Raw genomic sequence first — 17,151 nt, 5'->3', positions numbered from 1 at the left:
TTCCGCCTTCCTGGCTCATCCGCCCCGACATGACTTCGTCCATCACCCAGTTCACCCGCTCTTGCGCGGGGCTGGTGTGGTCCCGCCATCCGTCGCTCATCGAGCTGTGTCCCATCTTTTCCTGTGCGCGCATGGTGGTCTCCGATCCTCATTTAAGGGGTGCGATGCACCCGTTTGCCTTGCACCATGAATCGCTCTATCGAGGAGTGTAATCAACTGAATAAGGTCGTTATTTTCGTTTAATTACAATATCTTGAGGTTAATGAAATCGCCATGGAAGGTATGTCAGAACGCGAGTATTCCGCTCATACCGGCCTGTCGCGCGGGGCGATCCAGAAGGCACGCAAGGCCAGCCGCTTGGTGGTCTACAGCGACGGGTCGATCAACGCGGCGGCGTCCGATGTACGGCGGGCCGACATGACCGACCCCGACCAGCAGCGGCGCAGCACTGGCGGCGGCGATAGCAGTTTCAGCGGCCCCGCCGACAGCTCGTCATACCTGAAGGCCCGCACCGCGCTGACCGTCTACCAGGCGCAGGACAAGCAACTTGGCATCCAGAAGAAGAAGGGTACGCTGGTCGACCGCGCCCGCGCCGAAGCGCTGGTGTTCCGGTTGGCGCGTCAAGAACGCGACACATGGATCACCTGGCCCAGCAGGGTGGCGGCATTAATGGCCGCCGAAGTGGCGGCAGAGGTGGAGAAACAAACGGCCAAACCGGTGACAATCGAGGCCGCGATCCTGCAGAGGGTGCTGGAAGCCCATGTCAGACAGCACCTCGAAGCCCTCGCCGATCTCAGGGTCAGCCTCGGATAACGACAGCACCGCCAGCGATGACCTGACCGCAGACCTCGACCTTGGGTTTGATGGGGCCGAGGATATCTTGCGCAGCTGGCGCAAAGGCATGCGCCCGGATCCTGACCTGACGGTATCGGAATGGGCGGATGCACATCGCTGGCTGTCGTCGCGCGGCGCGGCCGAGCCGGGGCGGTATCGTACCGCGCGGGCGCCCTATTTGCGCGAAATCATGGATGCCCTGTCGCCCCGCCATCCGGCGCAACGGATCAGCTTCATGAAAGCAGCGCAGGTTGGCGCGACGGAGGCTGGCAACAACTGGATCGGCTTCGTGATCCACCACGCGCCGGGCCCGATGCTGGCGGTGCTGCCGACGGTGGAGATGGCAAAACGCACCTCGCGCGGGCGATTGGACCCCTTGATCTCGGAAAGCCCGGTGCTGCGTGCGCTGGTCAATCCGGCCCGGTCACGCGACGCGGGAAACTCGATGCTGTCGAAGGAATTTCAAGGTGGCATCCTGGTGCTGACCGGGGCGAACTCTGCCACCGGCCTGCGCTCAATGCCCGCGCGCTATATCTTTCTGGACGAGGTTGACGCCTATCCAGCCTCTGCCGATGAGGAAGGCGATCCGGTCACGCTGGCCGAAGCCCGGACCACGACATTCTCGCACCGGCGCAAGGTGTTCATGGTTTCCACCCCGACCATCCGGGGCATCAGCCGGATCGAGCGCGAGTATGAGGCATCAGACCAGCGGCGCTACTTCGTGCCCTGCCCACGTTGCGGGGCGATGCAATGGCTGCAGTTTGAGCGCCTGCGCTGGGACAAAGGGCGACCCGACACCGCCGCCTATCATTGCGAGGGTTGTGAGAAGCCCATCGCCGAGCACCACAAGACGCAGATGCTGGAGCGCGGCGAATGGCGCGCAACGGCCGTGTCGTCCGACCCGCATTCCATCGGCTTCCATATCTCCGCGCTCTATTCGCCTTTGGGCTGGAAGAGCTGGCAGCAGATCGCGCGCGAGTGGCTGGCGGCCCAAGGCTCGGAAGAGATGCTGCGCGCTGCGCGCAACACCCTGCTGGGCGAGACATGGGTTGAAAGCGGCGATGCACCGGAATGGCAGCGCCTTGCTGATCGCCGCGAGACGTTCGTGGCCCAAATCCCAGCGCGAGGACTGTTCCTGACCGCTGGGGCGGACGTGCAGAAGGACCGCATCGAGGTCGATGTCTGGGCCTGGGGCCGTGGTTTGGAAAGCTGGCTTGTCGATCACATCGTCATTCCTGGCGGGCCGGATGATCCTGCCTGCTGGGACAAGCTGACGGCCCTTCTTGGCCAGACATGGGTTCATGAACACGGCGCTGTCATGCCCCTGGCGAAGCTGGCCATCGACACAGGGTATGAAACGGCAGCCGTCTACGCTTGGGCCCGCACCCAAGGCATCGCACAGGTGGCCCCCGTCAAAGGCATGGAAGGCTTCAACCGAACAACGCCAGTCTCGGGGCCAACCTTTGTTGATGCGACAGTAAACGGTCGAAAGCTCAAGCGGGGCGCGCGTCTCTGGACGGTGGCCACCGCCACTTTCAAGGCGGAGACCTATCGCTATCTGCGGCTGGAGCGGCCGAGCGATGTAGACCGTGCCAGTGGCGCGCCAAATCCTGCGGGCACGATCCACCTGCCAGACTGGGCAGACAGCGAATGGCTGAAACAGCTGGTGGCCGAGCAACTGGTCACGATCCGTAACAAGCGGGGCTATGCACGCCAGGAATGGCAAAAGATGCGCGAACGCAACGAGGCGCTGGATACTCGGGTTTATGCCCGTGCCGCCGTCTGGATCCTAGGGGCCGACCGCTTCGATGAGCGGATGTGGCGACAACTCGAAAAACAAGCCGGAGTTGAAACGACCACGGTTGCAGCCAAAGCCGACACTGAAACACCGTCCGAGCCTCAGGCCGGGCGGATTGCCGCCCCGCGCAAGCGCGGTTGGCGGGTAAGCACGCCCAAATACATGGAATGATGGATCCCCAATGACCCTCGATGATCTCAAATCCCGCCACAGCGCGTTGCTCGCGGCCCGGTATAGCGGCACGCGCTCTGTAAGCTATGATGGCAAAACCCTGACCTATGGCACTGATGCTGAATTAGCGGCTGCCATCTTCGACATAGAACGGCGCATTGCAAAGGCCGAGCGCGGCGCCGGGCGGATCTCTCGCCCCCATGCCGTAAAGGACCTGTGATGAACTGGCGGCAGCGCCTCGGTGCTTTTGTCGGTGGCTTTGATGCAGGCCAGCATCATCGCCGTCTGCGCGGGTTTCGAGCAACGCGCGCCCATGTGAATGCGCTGATTGCGGCGTCAGGACCTGATATCACCGCTCGCGCCCGCTGGTTGGTGCGCAACAATGGCTATGCGGCCAATGCTGTTGAAAGCTGGGCTGCCAATACCGTGGGCGATGGGATCAAACCGATCTCGCAAATCGCGGACGCAGCGCGCAAGGAAGAGCTGCAACGCCTTTGGCTGGCCTGGACCGATGAAGCAGACAGCGAAGGTCTGACCGATTTCTACGGGCTGCAGCGGCGCGCGGCACGTGAGGTGTTTCTGGCCGGTGAGGTTTTCGTCAGGATCAGGCCACGCCGCGCAAACGATGGGCTCTCCGTGCCCCTGCAATTGCAAATGTTGCCCGCCGAGATGCTGCCACTGCACCAAACGGGAATGGCTGCAAATGGGAATGCCGTCCGTCAGGGGATCGAGTTCGACCGGGTTGGGCGGCGCGTGGCCTATCACTTCCTCCGGCGGCACCCCGGCGACAGTACTGATCCGGGGCTGGCGGGCGAAATGGTGCGGGTTCCAGCAAGCGAGGTCATCCATGTGATCGATCCGGTGGAAGCGGGTCAATTGCGCGGAGTGTCAAAGCTGGCACCGGCCATCGTGAAGCTGTTTTTGCTCGATCAATACGACGATGCCGAGCTGGACCGCAAAAAGGTGGCGGCAATGTATGCGATGTTTGTCACTTCCCCCGCCCCGGAAAACCCCCTGCTGCCGTCCGAGGATGACGACATGTTGGGTGGCTTCGAGATCAGCCCCGGCCAGGTCGTGCGGCTGGATCCGGGCGAGGATGTGACCGTGGGCCAGCCTGCGGATTCAGGGGCAACCTACGAGCCGTTCCAATACCGCACGCTGCTGCAGGTCGCCTCGGCGCTGGGCATTCCTTATCCTTATCTGACCAATGACATGGTGAAGGGGAACTTTTCGAACTCGCGACTAGCCCTTATCGAATTTCGGCGTCGCGTTTCGGCCTGGCAGCACTCGGTGATGGTCTTTCAACTGTGCCGTCCCGTCTATGCGCGCTGGATGGACGCTGCCGTGCTATCGGGCGCATTGGTTCTGCCCGGCTATGAGGCCAACCGGTCGCAGTTCCTTGCGGCCAACTGGCTCCCCACCAAATGGGATTGGGTTGATCCCCTGAAGGATGCCAATGCCGAGATTGCCCAGATCGAGGCAGGGCTCAAATCCCGCACCCAAGCCATCGCCGAGCGTGGCTATGACGCGGAACAGGTCGACCGCGAAATCGCCGCCGAACGCCGCCGCGAGCGATTGCTCGGCCTCGACTTCCGCCGCCCCGGATCGCCCGCGCAAGGTGTGCAGGCTTTGTCGGGCCCAACAGAGAATGGGGAAGAAGAAGACGATAATGACCCAACAGATGAAACCGATGACGCGCAAGACCCTTCGCGCAAGCCTGAGGACCAGACCTGATGCTGCATGCCCGCATTGCCGCGCGCGCCTTCAACACCCCGCTGCTGGTTGAGCCCTCCAAAGCCATGGCGTTTCTTTCCGGCCTTGGGCCACGTATCCTTGGGCGCCGGGTCGAGATTGGTGACGGAAACGGCGGCTTGGAAAGCACCGGCGTCCCGCCAGCGCGCGCCAGCATCCTTATCGGTGGGATGCTGGACGATTACCGCCAGCATGGTGAGGCCCCCTACGCGGTGGTGGATGGCATCGCTGTGATTGAAATTTCTGGCGTGCTTATCCATCGTGGGGGCTGGATCGGACAGTCCTCGGGCCAGACCAGCTATGAAGGGATCGCAGCCCAGATCGAGGCGGCTGCAAACGACCCGTCCGTGCGCGGCCTTGCATTGGAAATTGATAGCTTTGGTGGCGAAGTTGCGGGTGTTTTTGACCTAGCAGATCGCATTCGTGCGGTTCGCGCTAGCAAACCGGTCTGGGCTTTTGTGGCAGAACACGCCTTCTCTGCAGGTTATGCGCTGGCCAGCCAGGCCGACCGCATCTTACTGCCGCGCACAGGGGCGGTGGGCAGCATCGGTGTTGTGGTGATGCACGCCGATCTCAGCGGACAGCTGGATCAAGACGGGGTGCGCGTCACGCTGATCCACGCAGGATCGCACAAGGTCGATGCCAATCCCTACACGCCCCTGCCCGCTGATATCCGAGACGACATCCAGCGCGAAATCGATGTGCTGCGGTTTCTCTTTGCGGAAACGGTGGCCGCGGGACGCGGCGCGCGACTTAGCCAAGCGGTAGCACTCGCCACTGAGGCTGCCAGCTTTCGCGGCGCTGAGGCTGTGGCGGCGGGTCTTGCCGACGAAGTCATTGATCTTGCGCGTGGGTTTGCCAGTTTTCGGCAAAGCTTGTCTCCGATCCGCGCATCCGTCTCATCCCGCATGGCCACCACGGCCCAAATTCAATCCCGAAAGGATCCTCTCATGCGCAACGACACCTTGCCACAGACCGAACCCGTCACCGATGAAGCTCAAGATAGCCAATCGCAGAGTGATATTGCCACAAATGGCGGCACGGATCCCCAAGCGCCGCCCACTACAGCCCTTGTTTCCCAATCGCTCGCAGCCCCTCCCGCAGCTTCAAACTCCCCAAAAGCTGACCCCATCTCCGCCCTTCAGACATCCCTGCGGGCCGAACTTTCCGCCCAGCTTCGCCTTGAAGCGGCAGACATTACTGAAATCGCAGCACAAGCGGGACGGCTTGGTATTGCAATAGACGCCGCAAAGGCCCTGCGCGAAGGCACGGCCCCCGAAGCCTTGCGCCGCATGGTTCTGGAACGCGCCAGCGCTGCGGCGGATGCCCGCGATATCGTGGCAGCGCCGCCATCGCCGGTCATCCCCAAAAGTGCAGAAAGCCCCATCGTCGCCGCCGCAAAACGCGCGGCCTCTGCAGGTGCAAAGGGCTGAAAACCCTTTCATCCCTCAAACCCTGCCCCCTGATCCCCCGCCGCTCCTCCCCGGCGGGGGATTTCTTTTTGCAACCAGTTCACAAGGATCCCCGATATGACCGTGCTCCGCCAGCCATCCACCATGGGCGATGTTCTCAAATATGAGGTCAACCCGAACTTCACCCGCGAGAGCGTGACACTTCTTGCGGGCACCACCTATACCGTCGGCGCTGTGCTTGGCCGCATCACCGCGAGTGGCAAATATAAGCTGGCAACTTCGGGCGGCACGGATGGCGCGCAAACAGCTGCCGCCATGCTGCTCTACCCGGTCGATGCCACCGGTGCCGATGCCATCGGCGTGGTGATCATGCGCGGCCCCGCCATCGTCTCCAAAGCCGCCCTCGTCTTTGACACCACCGTCGATGATGCCGCCAAAACCGCGACCAAGCACGGCCAACTCGCTGCCCTTGGCATCATTGCGCGCAATACCGCTTAAAGCAGATCGCGCAACGGCGCATCAGCCGGGCGGCTTCGCTGCCCATGATCCCCAAACCAAGGCTATCCCCACCCTTTTTGCCGGAGTTTCCTATGACCCTCACCCGTAACCCGTTTGACGCAGGCGGCTATTCGCTCGCCGAGATGACGCAGGCGATCAACATCCTGCCCAATCTTTACACCCGCCTTGGCCAGATCGGCCTCTTTCGCTTTGAGGGTGTCTCGCAACGCGCCATCGTGATCGAACAGCATCAAGGCGTGTTGAGCCTCCTGCCCTCGGTCCCCCTCGGTGCCCCTGCCACCGTCGGCAATCGCGAGGCCCGCTCCATGCGCAGCTTTGCGCTGCCTTGGATCCCACATGATGATGTGATCCTGCCCTCGGATATTCAGGGCCATGCCCGCACTCGGCGCCTCGGACGCAGCCGACCCGCTGGTTGAGGTGATGAACCGCAAGCTGCAGCTGATGCGCCGCAAGCATGCCCAGACCCGCGAATATATGGAGATGAACGCGCTGCGCGGCATTGTGAAGGATGGTGCTGGCACCACGCTTTACAATTACTTCACCGAGTTTGGCCTTGAGCAACTCGCCATCGACTTTATCTTTGGCACTGCGGGCACAAACGTGCAGGGAAAGGTCCGCTCCGTGTTGCGCGCGATTGAGGACAACCTTTTGGGCGAGACCATGACCACCGCGCATGCGCTGGTCAGCTCGGAGTTCTTTGACAAGCTGATCAGCCATCCCAAAACCGAAGAAGCCTACAAGTTCTTCTCCGCAACGGGCGGGCAGCCCCTGCGCGAAGACATGCGCCGCGCGTTTCCCTTCGCGGGCGTGCTTTTTGAAGAGTACAACGGCTCTGTCACCCTCTCGAATGGGACGGCCGAACGGTTGATCCCGGCGGGCGACGGCATTGCCTTTCCCTTGGGCACGTTTGACACCTTCACCACCTATGGCGGGCCAGCCAATCTGCTTGGAAGCGGCCAACACCATCGGTCTGCCCCTCTATGCCCGCCAGCATCTCGATGAAAAAGGCCGCTGGATTGATCTGATGACGGAAAGCTCGATCCTGCCGGTCAACAAGCGGCCGCGCATGGCAATCCGACTGACAAGTTCAACCTAAGGCCGTTTGATATGCACGCATTTGCAATGGCCCTGGATCTGCTTTTTGCGGATCCCAAACCTTGTCCAGGAAGCTTGGTATCGTGATTGCGAGGGACAGTTCACCAAGCTCCGCATCATTACGCGCAGTGCCGACAGCATTACGCAGTTTGGGGCCGCAAGGCTCTGGTCAGAGACCTTCCGCTTTGATGTGCGCGTATCAGAACTGCCCAATCCCCGCCCGCAAGAGCAAATCCAGATCGGGGGTGAGACGTTTCTGATCCAAGGGGAAGCCGTGCGCGACCGGGACCGGCTGATCTGGACCATTGAGGCGGCCCCAGCATGAAGATCAAACTCGATCTTGCGCCTGATCTGATCGCGGCGATGGCGGCCGAGATCAAAGCAGGCGAAAAGGCTGTCTCAACCGCCATGCGTGAGGCGGGTACAGGTCTGAAGACCGCTTGGCGTGCTCAGATCACTGGTGCGGGGCTTGGGCGGCGGCTTGCCAACTCGATCCGTAGCCAAACTTACCCAAAATCTGGTGACAGCCTAAGTGCGGCCGCCTTGGTGTGGTCGCAAGCGCCGGTGATCCTGCGCGCGCATGACACCGGACCGTTGATCCGGTCCAAGGACGGGTTTTGGCTGGCGATCCCGACAGCGGCCGCGGGCAAATCAGCCCGTGGCGGGCGCATCACACCCGGGGAATGGGAACGCAGGCAAGGTCTGAAGTTGCGGTTTGTCTATCGCAGGCGGGGACCCAGTTTGCTGGTGGCTGAAGGGCGGTTGAACAGCCGTGGGTTGGGTGTTGCGTCAAAGTCAAAGACCGGGCGCAATGTGGCGACCATGCCGATCTTTTTGTTGGTGCCCCAAGTGAAGCTCACAAAACGCCTTGATCTGGCGCGGGATGCCGAGCGGGCCGTGGACCGCGTGCCAGGGTTGATTGTAGCGAACTGGGTTGAGGGCAAGGTCTAATGACACGTGAAACCATTCTAACCGCCCTTGCGGATCTCTTGCGGCTGATCCCGTTTGTCCCGGTTCTGCGCGGCGAGGTCCTGCCGGAACGCGTGCCAACTTCTGGCCTCATAATCTTGCGTGATGGCGATCCGGGCGATCCGGCGGTGACGCTGTCGCCGCTTTTATATCACTTCCAGCATCGCGCGGAGCTGGAGATTATCGTGCAGGGTGTGGCCCGAGATGCGGCTTTTGCCACGCTCTGCGGCCAGATTGGCGCTGTGATCTCTGGCGACCACACGCTTGGTGGCCTCTGCGATTGGGTTGAGGCGGAAGCGCCGCGCCCGGTCGATCTGCCCGTCGAGGGCGCGGCAAGCCTCAAGGCGGCGGTGATCACCATCGTCCTGCATTACACCACCACCGGCCCTCTGGCCTGACACCCCACCATAATGAGGAGACTACCATGGCACGAGCGCAAGGCGCGCGGGCGCAGATGGCGCTTGCCTTTGAGACGACGTATGGCACCGCCCCGACCACGGGGTTCAAGCTGATGCCCTTTGCCAGCACCTCGCTGGGGGCTGAGCAACCGCTGCTGGCCTCGGACCTTTTGGGCTATGGTCGCGACCCGCTGGCCCCGATCAAAGATGCGGTGACGGCGGACGGTGATGTCTCGGTGCCGATTGATATCGAGGCGTTCGGGTTTTGGCTCAAGGCCACCTTTGGCGCGCCCGTCACCAGCGGCACCACGCCAAAAACCCACACCTTCACCTCAGGGTCTTGGGCGCTGCCGAGCTTCTCGGTGGAAATCGGCATGCCGGAAGTGCCACGCTATGCGATGTATTCGGGCTGCATGCTGGATCAACTGAGCTGGACCATGCAGCGCTCGGGGCTGTTGACAGCAACGGCCAAGATCATCGCGCAGGGCGAGACGATTGCCACAGTCTCAGGTGCGGGCACGCCAGCCGCAATCGCGCTGCAGCGCTTTGGCCACTTTAACGGCTCCATCAAGCGCAATGGCACCGCCCTTGGCCATGTGGTCTCGGCAGAGATTAGCTATGCCAACAACCTTGAGCGGGTGGAGACCATCCGCGCAGATGGCAAGATCGATGGGGCGGATCCGGCGATGGCGGCTTTGACGGGCAAGATTGATGTGCGCTTTGCTGACAGCGCGCTGGTGACCCAAGCCATTGACGGCGCACCTTGCGAGTTGGAGTTCAGCTACAGCCTTGGGGCCAGTGCCAGCCTCAGCTTTACGGCCCATGCGGTCTATCTGCCCCGGCCTCGGATCGAGATCCAAGGGCCGCAGGGCATTCAGGCCTCGTTTGATTGGCAGGCGGCGAAGGGGACAACGCCTGCACGTCTTTGCACCATTGTCCTCACCAACTCAGTCGCGAGCTATGCATGATAGAACTCAACCTTTCCAACGGGCCGAAGTGGCTTGATCTCATCGCAGGCCTGCGTTTGCAGCTGCGCCCGCTGACCACCTCGCTGATGGTGGCCGCGCGCGCGGACCCTGCGATCCAAGACCTTGCCACTGGTGCCAGTGATGATGAACGCGCGGTGGCCTTTGCCAAAGCGCTGGCCCGCTTGGCCATTCTCGATTGGGAGGGGGTGGGCGATGCGGACGGCGTGCCACTTGCACCTTCGGAGGCTGCCATTGATGCCCTGCTGGATCTTTGGCCGGTGTTTGAAGCGTTTCAGACCCAATATGTTGCCAAAGGCCTGTTGATTGATGCGGAAAAAAACGGCTTTGCGCCCTTGCCGAGTGGTCCTTCGGCGGGGGTGACGCCTATTGCGCCGCCTGTGAGCAAGACTGCCTCGACTGCCCCAGCCGCGTAAACGCACCGCAGACTTATGAAGGCTGGCAGGTTTGGGACCTGGTGCAGCGCTTGGGCGGCCAGCTGCGTTTGGTGCAAGGGGCGTCAGGCAATGCGGTGATTGGCTGGGACATGGCGGCGGCCTTTGCGCTGGCCTCTGCGCTTGGGCTTTCGCCGCTGGCTGTGGCCGAGATGTTACCGCCCGTTGAGGCGGTGATGGTTCAGAAACTTAACGAGAGGATGGAACAAGGGCTATGACCGAAAAACGGGTCTCTGTGCGCCTCTCGGCCAGCGGCGGGCGGCAAGTGCGCGCTGAACTGGAAGGTGTGGGCGATGCGGGCACGCGTGGCTTTGGGCGTTTGTCCCGCGAGATGGATCTGGCCAATGCGCGGCTTGCGGCCTTATCGCGCCGGGCGGCCCTTGCCGCGGGCGTTATGGCTGCGGCCACAGTGGTGGCGGGGGTGGCCATGATCCGCTCTGGCCTGCAAACCGTCGATGCGCAGGCCAAAATGGCGCAATCTCTGGGCACCACGGTGGAAAGCCTGCAAGTGCTGGACCGGGCCGCTGATCTCTCTGGCGTCTCGATGGGCAATGTTGAGCAGGCCACGGTGCAGCTGACAAGGCGTCTGAGCCAGGCAGCGGCAGGTGCTGGCCCTGCCGTCGAAGCGCTTGACCGCCTTGGTCTGTCAGTCAGCGCGCTGCAAAGCCTGCCGCTTGATCAGCGTATTGCCTTGATCCAGGACCGGCTGGCGGAGTTTGTGCCCGAGGCCGAGCGCGCGGCGGTTGCGTCACAGCTCTTTGGCGACCGCGCAGCCCTCGTGTTTACGCGCATCGATACCGCCACGCTGCGCCAAGCCACCGCTGACGTGACTGATTTTGGCATTGTTGTCTCCGAGCAGGACGCAGACCAGATTGAGCGCACCAATGATGCGCTGTCACGCCTCGGGCTGATCTGGCGGGGTGTATCAAACCAGCTGGCGGTGGCAGCGGCACCAGCCCTTGAAGCGGTGGCCAACGCACTGGCGGCGGTGTCCAAAACCACGGGACCGCTGGGCCAAGCGATTGCGGGTGTTTTCGACAATCTGGGACGGCTTGGCGCTTATGCTGCAACCTTTGCGGCCTTCTTTGCCGGGCGCTGGGTTGCCGCAATGGCGATAGCGGCGCTGTCGGTGCGCGGGCTTGCCACAGCCCTTGTCATCGTGCGGGGCGCGCTGATCCGCACCGGCGTTGGCGCGCTGATCGTGGGCGCTGGTGAGTTGGTCTATTGGTTCACCCGGCTTGTTGCGGGTGCTGGCGGCTTTGGCGCCGCGATGGGCCTTTTGAACGACGTCGCGGTCGAGGTCTGGGGCCGGATCAAAATGGCGGCCAGCTCGGCCGGGGCCGCGGCCACCGCGATGTTCTACGATCTGAAAGCGGATGCGGCCATGGGCATGGCGTCCGCAATTGAAAGCGTGGTGGGGTTTGGCAATGCGACAGCCAATACCTTTGAAGGCGCTCTTTTGGCCGTGAAAGAAATCTGGTCGCGCCTGCCCAGCGTGATTGGCGATCTGGTGTTCACAGCGGCGAACCGCATGCTCGACGGCATTGAGGCGATGCTGAATGGGGCCCTCGGGCAAATTGATGCTTTTACCGGCAAAATCCGGGATGCGCTGGCAGCTGTTGGGATCGAGACAGCCTTTGGTCAGATTGGCGAGATCAGCCTTGGCGATATTGCAAACCCCTTTGCCGGGGCCTCAGCCGAGGCGGGCACGGCGGCGGCTGAAGCGTTTCAGCGCGCCTTTGCCAAAAATCCCCTGACCGCCCCTGATCTTGGTCTGAGCGGCCTTGCCACTGACGCGCTTGCGACCGCGAACAGCTACCGCCAGGCCGCGAGCGATCTTGCCGCAGGGGCCACAGCGCCGCTTGCAAGTTGGCAGGCGCTCAAAGATGCCGTAAGCGGCAGTGGTGCTGCGGGGGCTGATGCGCTTGATGAGGCACAGGCGTCGGCCTCAGGCGTTGCGGAGGCCTTGGACGTTGCCACAAACGCGGCCAACTCTGCAGGTGGGGCGGTCAAGAGCTGCCGCCGAAGTGGCCAAAACCGGCTGGGCGGCCGTCTCACAATCCTTGGCGGACTATTCCAAGCAGGCAATGGACTGGGGCAAGGGCCTTGGCAGCACTTTGGTCAGCGGCTTTCAATCAGCGGAAACTGCGTTCAAGCAATTTATCACCACTGGCAAGTTCGACTTCAAGTCCTTGGTGTCTTCCATCCTTGCTGACCTGGCCACGCTGGCGTTCAAGCGCGCGGTTCTGGGCCCCATCGCCAACGCGCTGTCGGGGGTCGTTTGGGGGTGGAGATATATTTGGCTCGGTTTTGCATGCAGGCGGCATGGTCGGGACTGGCGGAACCAGCCGCAGGGTTCCAGCGCTGGCCTTTGCCGCAGCACCGCGCATGCATGCTGGAGGCTGGGCGGGTCTGAAACCCGATGAGGTGCCCGCAATCTTGCAGCGCGGCGAGCGGGTGTTAAGCCGCAGGCAGGCAGCGGGCTATGGCGCAGGCGGGGCGGCACCAAACATGTCGATCTCAATTGACGCGCGCGGCGCACAAATTGGCGTGGCCGAACAGATTGAGGCCCGCCTGCGCGCGGCACTTCCTGAAATCGCGCGCATCGCCAAGCAAAGCGTCGCGGATGGGCGGCGACGGGGTCAGGCGATATGACAATTGCAGTGTTGCCACTGGTGCTGGTGTCCGCACTTGAACGGCGTCTGGTTACCTCCGTGGCCGAGGCACGCTCACCCTTTACCGGCACGTCGCAAATCCAAGACTGGGGCGCATCATGGTGGGAGTACCAGATTGAGATGGCGGTAACGCAAGGTGCCAATGGCCGCAGCCTGTCTGCGTTCTTTGCCGCTTTGGGCGGTTTGCGGGGGCGGTTTTTGTTTCCTGACCCAACGATTGAAGTGCTGGCCGGGGCTGGGCAATCCTTATGTCACCGAGACGCAGGCGGCGGGAGGCACAACGCTGCACACCGCGGGCTGGGGACTTGGTTTGCGCGCAGGGGATTTTTTCCAGTTGGGATTGGACGCGACAACACGGCTTTATCAACTGACGGCGGATGTGACGCCGGTTGGTAGCGAGGCGGAGATCATGTTTGTGCCCTCCCTGCGCAGCACCGTTCAGGTTGGCACGCCGATCGGCCTGAATGCCCCATCCGTTCTTCTTCGGCTAACGGCGCCGGTGCCGACGGTCATTGGCCGGGCGGATCAGCACCGGTTTACGATCTCAGCCCGAGAGGCGCTCTGACATGAGCCGAGATGTAACCGCCGCTTTTGCTGCGGCACTGGCGGAGCAACACCTTCGCCCGGTGATCTTCTTCGAGGGCCAATTCGCCACGGGCTGGGTGCGGATTTGGTCGGGGCTGGGCGAGATCGTGCTGGAACGGCCAAACTTGGGCTGGCGCGGGGTCGCTTCTGGGCATCGGTTCTCTTGATGAAACCGGCGAGGTCGTGGCGGGTGGCACGGTGGTCTCGTTGTCTGGCGTACCGCTTGATTTGGTTCAAATGGCGATTGAGGAAGCGCGTCAGGGTTTGCCAGGCCGGATCTGGCTTGGGCTTTTGTCTGAAACAGGTCAGGTTATCGCCGACCCGGTGCAGGCCTTCTCGGGCCGTCTTGATGTGCCAGAAATCAAGGATGATGCTGACAGCTGCACGATTACCATCAGCTATGAGAGCCGGTTGATCGACCTGACCGTGGCGCGAACCTGGCGCTACACCCATGAAAGCCAGCAGGTGCTATATCCGGGCGATCTTGGCTTTGAATATGTCACCGCCATTCAAGACCGCGAGATTACCTGGGGACGAGGATAGACCATGGCCCGCATCGACAATTGGGAACGCCACCTCACAGAGGCAATCGACGTCGCACGTGTAAAACCCTTCGTTTGGGGCGTTCACGACTGCGCAACATTTGCTTTTGGGATCCGAAGCCTGCTCACGGACGGTGAGGATATGGCCGCCCTCTGGCGCGGACGCTACAGCACTGCGCTTGGCAGCGCGCGCGTCATGCGCCGTCTTGGCTGGGGCTCGCTGGAAGACATGGGGCTCGCACTGCTCGGTGCACCGCGCGAGACACCGCTGCTGGCCCAGCGGGGTGACATTGTGCTGGCGGACACAGGCCTTGGTTTTGGTGTGGTGATTGGCGCCACAGCCGTTGGCATCACGCCAGAGGGGCTTTCTTTTGCAGCTTTAACGTCTTGCCGGCTTGCCTGGCCAACATAACACGGGATAACCCCATGCCCTTCATCGTCTCAGCCGTCGTCGCCGTAGCGGGGGCGATCAGTGGAGTATTGGCCGCAGGCGGCATTGGCGCGGCCCTGATCCGCATCGGTGGCACGCTGCTGTTGTCTTATGCAGCACAGGCTTTGATGCCAAAGCCGCAGACGACGCTGCAAAACCGCACGGTGACTATCCGCGAACCCGTGGTACCGCGCGATCTGGTGTACGGCCGCACCCGCAAGGGCGGGGTTATCGTATTCCTGCATTCCTCGGGATCTGACAACGCAGTCCTTGATTTGGTGATCGTGCTGGCCACACACCGGGTTAAATCCATCGGGGCTGTTTATTTTGAAGGCGAGGTCGCGCTGAATGCTGCGGGGGCTGCGCAAGGTCGCTGGGCGGGCAAAGTCAGCATCGAGAAGAAGCTGGGCGATGCCAACCAGACCGCGTTTGCGGGGCTGAAAGCAGCACTGCCCGACAAGTGGACCGAGAACCATCGCTTGCGGGGCTGCGCTGCCATCCATCTGCGGCTGACCTATGACCAAGACGCCTACCCGGGCGGCATTCCAAACATCACAGTTGATGTTGAGGGCAAGAACGATGTCTGGGATCCGCGCATCCAAGCGTCCGTTTATTGCGAAAACCCCGCACTTTGCTTGGCCGATTATATGGCAAACACCACTTGGGGCATCGGGGTGCGGGTTGGGCAGCCGGACGGCATTGACGAGATGGCCCTGATTGAGGCGGCCAATATCTGCGACGAGCCGGTGGCACTCGCAGGGGGTGGGGTGGAGCAGCGCTATGCCTGCAACGGTGTCATCACGCTCTCCGAGGTTCCCAAAACCGTTATCGAGGGGTTGCTGACATCCTTCGCCGGGCGCTGCGCTTTCTCGGGCGGGTCTTGGCGCATTCATGCAGGGGCGTGGCGCGCACCGTCCGTGGCGCTGACTGCAGATCATGTTCGCGAGGCTGGTCTGACCTTGGCCACGCGCGTGACGATGTCATCAAACTTCAACGGGGTGCGCGGACAGTTCGTTTCCCCAGAGAATGACTGGCAGCCCGACGACTTTCCGGCCTATGCCAGTGCGGCCTATTTGGCGGAGGACGGCGGAGAGCAGAAATGGCGCGATATCTCGCTGCCTTTTACCATCTCTGCTGCGATGGCGCAGCGGCTGGCCAAGATCGAGCTGGAGCGTGCGCGGCGTCAGATGACGGTACGGCTGTCGGGCAAGCTGTCCGCTTGGGCGGCCACAGTCGGTGATGTGGTGACACTGTCCTACGCCCATTGGGGCTTTGCTGCCAAACCGTTTGAAGTGCAGGGCGTCAGTCTTGATCTTGCGGCCTCGGGTGATGCGGCACTGCTGCTGCCAGAACTGGTCCTGCGCGAAACCTCGCCGCTGGTGTACGACTGGTCGGCAAGCGAGGCACAGATATATGCGGCCGCCCCGCGCACGGCGCTGCCAAATGCTTATGATATTCCAGCGCCGGGGCCGCCCACAGTTACAGAGGATCTCTATGTCACCCGCGATGGTGGCGGGTTGAAGGTTCTCGCGCGCGTTGCCTGGGAGGCCGCCCCTTCGGGCTTTGTTGCTGGCTATCAATTGCAGGCACGGCAGAGTGCAGGCGGTGATTGGCTGGATTATGGCCGCACCGATGGCACCAGCCTTGAGATCCGCGATATAGCGCCGGGCGCGTGGCAATTCCGGGTGAAAGCGGTCTCGGTGCTGGGCGTATCGTCGGTCTGGCAAGGCGCTTCAGTCGAAATTCTGGGCCTGACAGCACCCCCAGCCGGGCTGGGCAGCGTGACGCTGCAGACCGCCGGTGGTCTTGCCATCCTGAAATGGGCCCGCTCCGTTGATCCTGATGTGCGGGTTGGCGGCAATATCGTGATCCGCCATTCGAAAGAAGTCACGGCGACTTGGTCGGACAGCTATTCGATGGACCGGGTGGGCGGCGGTGAGGCTATTGCAGTGGTGCCGCTGAAGCCTGGGACATACCTCATTCGGGCAGAGGACAGTGGCGGCAGAGCGGGTCCGGAAACCCGAGTGTCCACCAAGGGTGCACAAGTGCTTGCGTTCTCAACCTTGGCCTATCTGCAGGCCGATCCGGGGTTCGTGGGCGCAAAGACGGGTCTGCAGGTTGTGGGTTCAAACCTGACACTGACGACCGCAACAACTGGCGGGGTCACGCAGGTCACGGCAATGGAGGGGCAATACGGTTTTGCCGCCGGGCTCGATCTTGGGGCCGTCAAACGCGTGCGCCTGCGCTCAGAGATTGGTGTTGCGGCCCTGGCGCTGAACGACCGGATCGATGCGCGCACAGCACTGATGGACAGCTGGGCCGACTTTGACGGCGCGGCCGGGGCTGAAATCGACGTGCTGTTCGAGATCCGCGAAACTGATGACGACCCAAACAGCAGCCCCACCTGGGGCCCTTGGGGTCGGCTCGACAACCATGAAATCGAAGCCCGCGCCGTTGAGGCCCGGGCCTATCTCTCCACCAAGGATGCGTCCTACACGCCCATCGTCTCCCAACTGCGGCTTTATGCCGATGAGGTCGCCTGAGGGGCTTT

General features: G+C 62.3%; 18 protein-coding genes and 1 pseudogene. All 19 read left to right on the top strand.

Annotated features, from left to right (window positions below):
* Window positions 1–273 precede the first annotated feature (273 nt).
* The 19 genes and pseudogenes from RNZ50_25330 to RNZ50_25240 all read left to right on the top strand — a co-directional run bounded on the left by RNZ50_25330 (window position 274) and on the right by RNZ50_25240 (window position 17,143).
* Complete coding sequence (locus tag RNZ50_25330; protein ID MDT8858287.1) at window positions 274–813, top strand: hypothetical protein; 540 nt, start codon at window positions 274–276, stop codon at window positions 811–813.
* Window positions 761–2,803 (top strand): phage terminase large subunit family protein, encoded by a 2,043-nt coding sequence (locus tag RNZ50_25325; GenBank protein ID MDT8858286.1) that lies wholly within the window; start codon window positions 761–763, stop codon window positions 2,801–2,803. The genes RNZ50_25330 and RNZ50_25325 overlap by 53 nt, the downstream gene beginning before the upstream one ends.
* A 10-nt stretch (window positions 2,804–2,813) precedes the next feature.
* Window positions 2,814–3,023, top strand: a complete 210-nt coding sequence (locus tag RNZ50_25320) for a hypothetical protein (GenBank protein MDT8858285.1) — start codon at window positions 2,814–2,816, stop codon at window positions 3,021–3,023.
* Window positions 3,023–4,537 carry a phage portal protein gene (locus RNZ50_25315; GenBank protein ID MDT8858284.1) on the top strand — a complete coding sequence of 505 codons (1,515 nt, stop codon included), beginning with the start codon at window positions 3,023–3,025 and terminating at the stop codon, window positions 4,535–4,537. The genes RNZ50_25320 and RNZ50_25315 overlap by 1 nt, the downstream gene beginning before the upstream one ends.
* The gene (locus RNZ50_25310; protein ID MDT8858283.1) at window positions 4,537–5,988 is read left to right on the top strand and encodes a S49 family peptidase; all 1,452 of its coding nucleotides are present in this window, start codon (window positions 4,537–4,539) and stop codon (window positions 5,986–5,988) included. The genes RNZ50_25315 and RNZ50_25310 overlap by 1 nt, the downstream gene beginning before the upstream one ends.
* A gap of 96 nt (window positions 5,989–6,084) precedes the next feature.
* Window positions 6,085–6,465: a head decoration protein gene (locus RNZ50_25305; protein ID MDT8858282.1), complete on the top strand. Its 381-nt coding sequence runs from the start codon at window positions 6,085–6,087 to the stop codon at window positions 6,463–6,465.
* 92 nt (window positions 6,466–6,557) lie between these two features.
* Window positions 6,558–7,582 (top strand): annotated as a pseudogene (locus tag RNZ50_25300) (major capsid protein).
* Between the two features lie 320 nt (window positions 7,583–7,902).
* A complete protein-coding gene (locus RNZ50_25295; protein ID MDT8858281.1) occupies window positions 7,903–8,532 on the top strand; it encodes a DUF6441 family protein in 630 nt (209 codons plus the stop codon).
* Window positions 8,532–8,948: an acyl-CoA transferase gene (locus tag RNZ50_25290; GenBank protein MDT8858280.1), complete on the top strand. Its 417-nt coding sequence runs from the start codon at window positions 8,532–8,534 to the stop codon at window positions 8,946–8,948. Before RNZ50_25295 ends, RNZ50_25290 begins: the two co-directional genes overlap by 1 nt.
* Window positions 8,949–8,974: 26 nt before the next feature.
* A complete protein-coding gene (locus RNZ50_25285; protein MDT8858279.1) occupies window positions 8,975–9,916 on the top strand; it encodes a phage tail tube protein in 942 nt (313 codons plus the stop codon).
* On the top strand, window positions 9,913–10,350 hold the full coding sequence (locus RNZ50_25280) for a hypothetical protein (protein MDT8858278.1): 438 nt from the start codon (window positions 9,913–9,915) through the stop codon (window positions 10,348–10,350). The genes RNZ50_25285 and RNZ50_25280 overlap by 4 nt, the downstream gene beginning before the upstream one ends.
* Before the next feature lie 41 nt (window positions 10,351–10,391).
* Window positions 10,392–10,586, top strand: a complete 195-nt coding sequence (locus tag RNZ50_25275; GenBank protein ID MDT8858277.1) for a hypothetical protein — start codon at window positions 10,392–10,394, stop codon at window positions 10,584–10,586.
* A 1,701-nt stretch (window positions 10,587–12,287) separates the two neighbouring features.
* Window positions 12,288–12,794, top strand: coding sequence for a phage tail tape measure C-terminal domain-containing protein (locus tag RNZ50_25270; protein ID MDT8858276.1), 507 nt, complete (start codon window positions 12,288–12,290; stop codon window positions 12,792–12,794).
* 13 nt (window positions 12,795–12,807) lie between these two features.
* Window positions 12,808–13,023 carry a hypothetical protein gene (locus RNZ50_25265; protein ID MDT8858275.1) on the top strand — a complete coding sequence of 72 codons (216 nt, stop codon included), beginning with the start codon at window positions 12,808–12,810 and terminating at the stop codon, window positions 13,021–13,023.
* Window positions 13,024–13,185: 162 nt separating this feature from the next.
* Window positions 13,186–13,608 (top strand): hypothetical protein, encoded by a 423-nt coding sequence (locus RNZ50_25260; protein MDT8858274.1) that lies wholly within the window; start codon window positions 13,186–13,188, stop codon window positions 13,606–13,608.
* Between the two features lies 1 nt (window position 13,609).
* Window positions 13,610–13,795, top strand: a complete 186-nt coding sequence (locus tag RNZ50_25255; GenBank protein MDT8858273.1) for a hypothetical protein — start codon at window positions 13,610–13,612, stop codon at window positions 13,793–13,795.
* Window positions 13,796–13,835: 40 nt separating this feature from the next.
* The gene (locus RNZ50_25250) at window positions 13,836–14,171 is read left to right on the top strand and encodes a hypothetical protein (GenBank protein MDT8858272.1); all 336 of its coding nucleotides are present in this window, start codon (window positions 13,836–13,838) and stop codon (window positions 14,169–14,171) included.
* A 3-nt stretch (window positions 14,172–14,174) separates the two neighbouring features.
* Complete coding sequence (locus RNZ50_25245; protein MDT8858271.1) at window positions 14,175–14,582, top strand: hypothetical protein; 408 nt, start codon at window positions 14,175–14,177, stop codon at window positions 14,580–14,582.
* A 14-nt stretch (window positions 14,583–14,596) separates the two neighbouring features.
* Window positions 14,597–17,143, top strand: coding sequence for a phage tail protein (locus tag RNZ50_25240; GenBank protein ID MDT8858270.1), 2,547 nt, complete (start codon window positions 14,597–14,599; stop codon window positions 17,141–17,143).
* Window positions 17,144–17,151 lie beyond the last annotated feature (8 nt).

The organism is Paracoccaceae bacterium Fryx2 (assembly GCA_032334235.1).
GTDB lineage: Bacteria > Pseudomonadota > Alphaproteobacteria > Rhodobacterales > Rhodobacteraceae > JAVSGI01.
The sequence above is the reverse complement of the archived record's forward strand: the minus strand, read 5'-3'. Positions and strand labels throughout refer to the sequence as shown.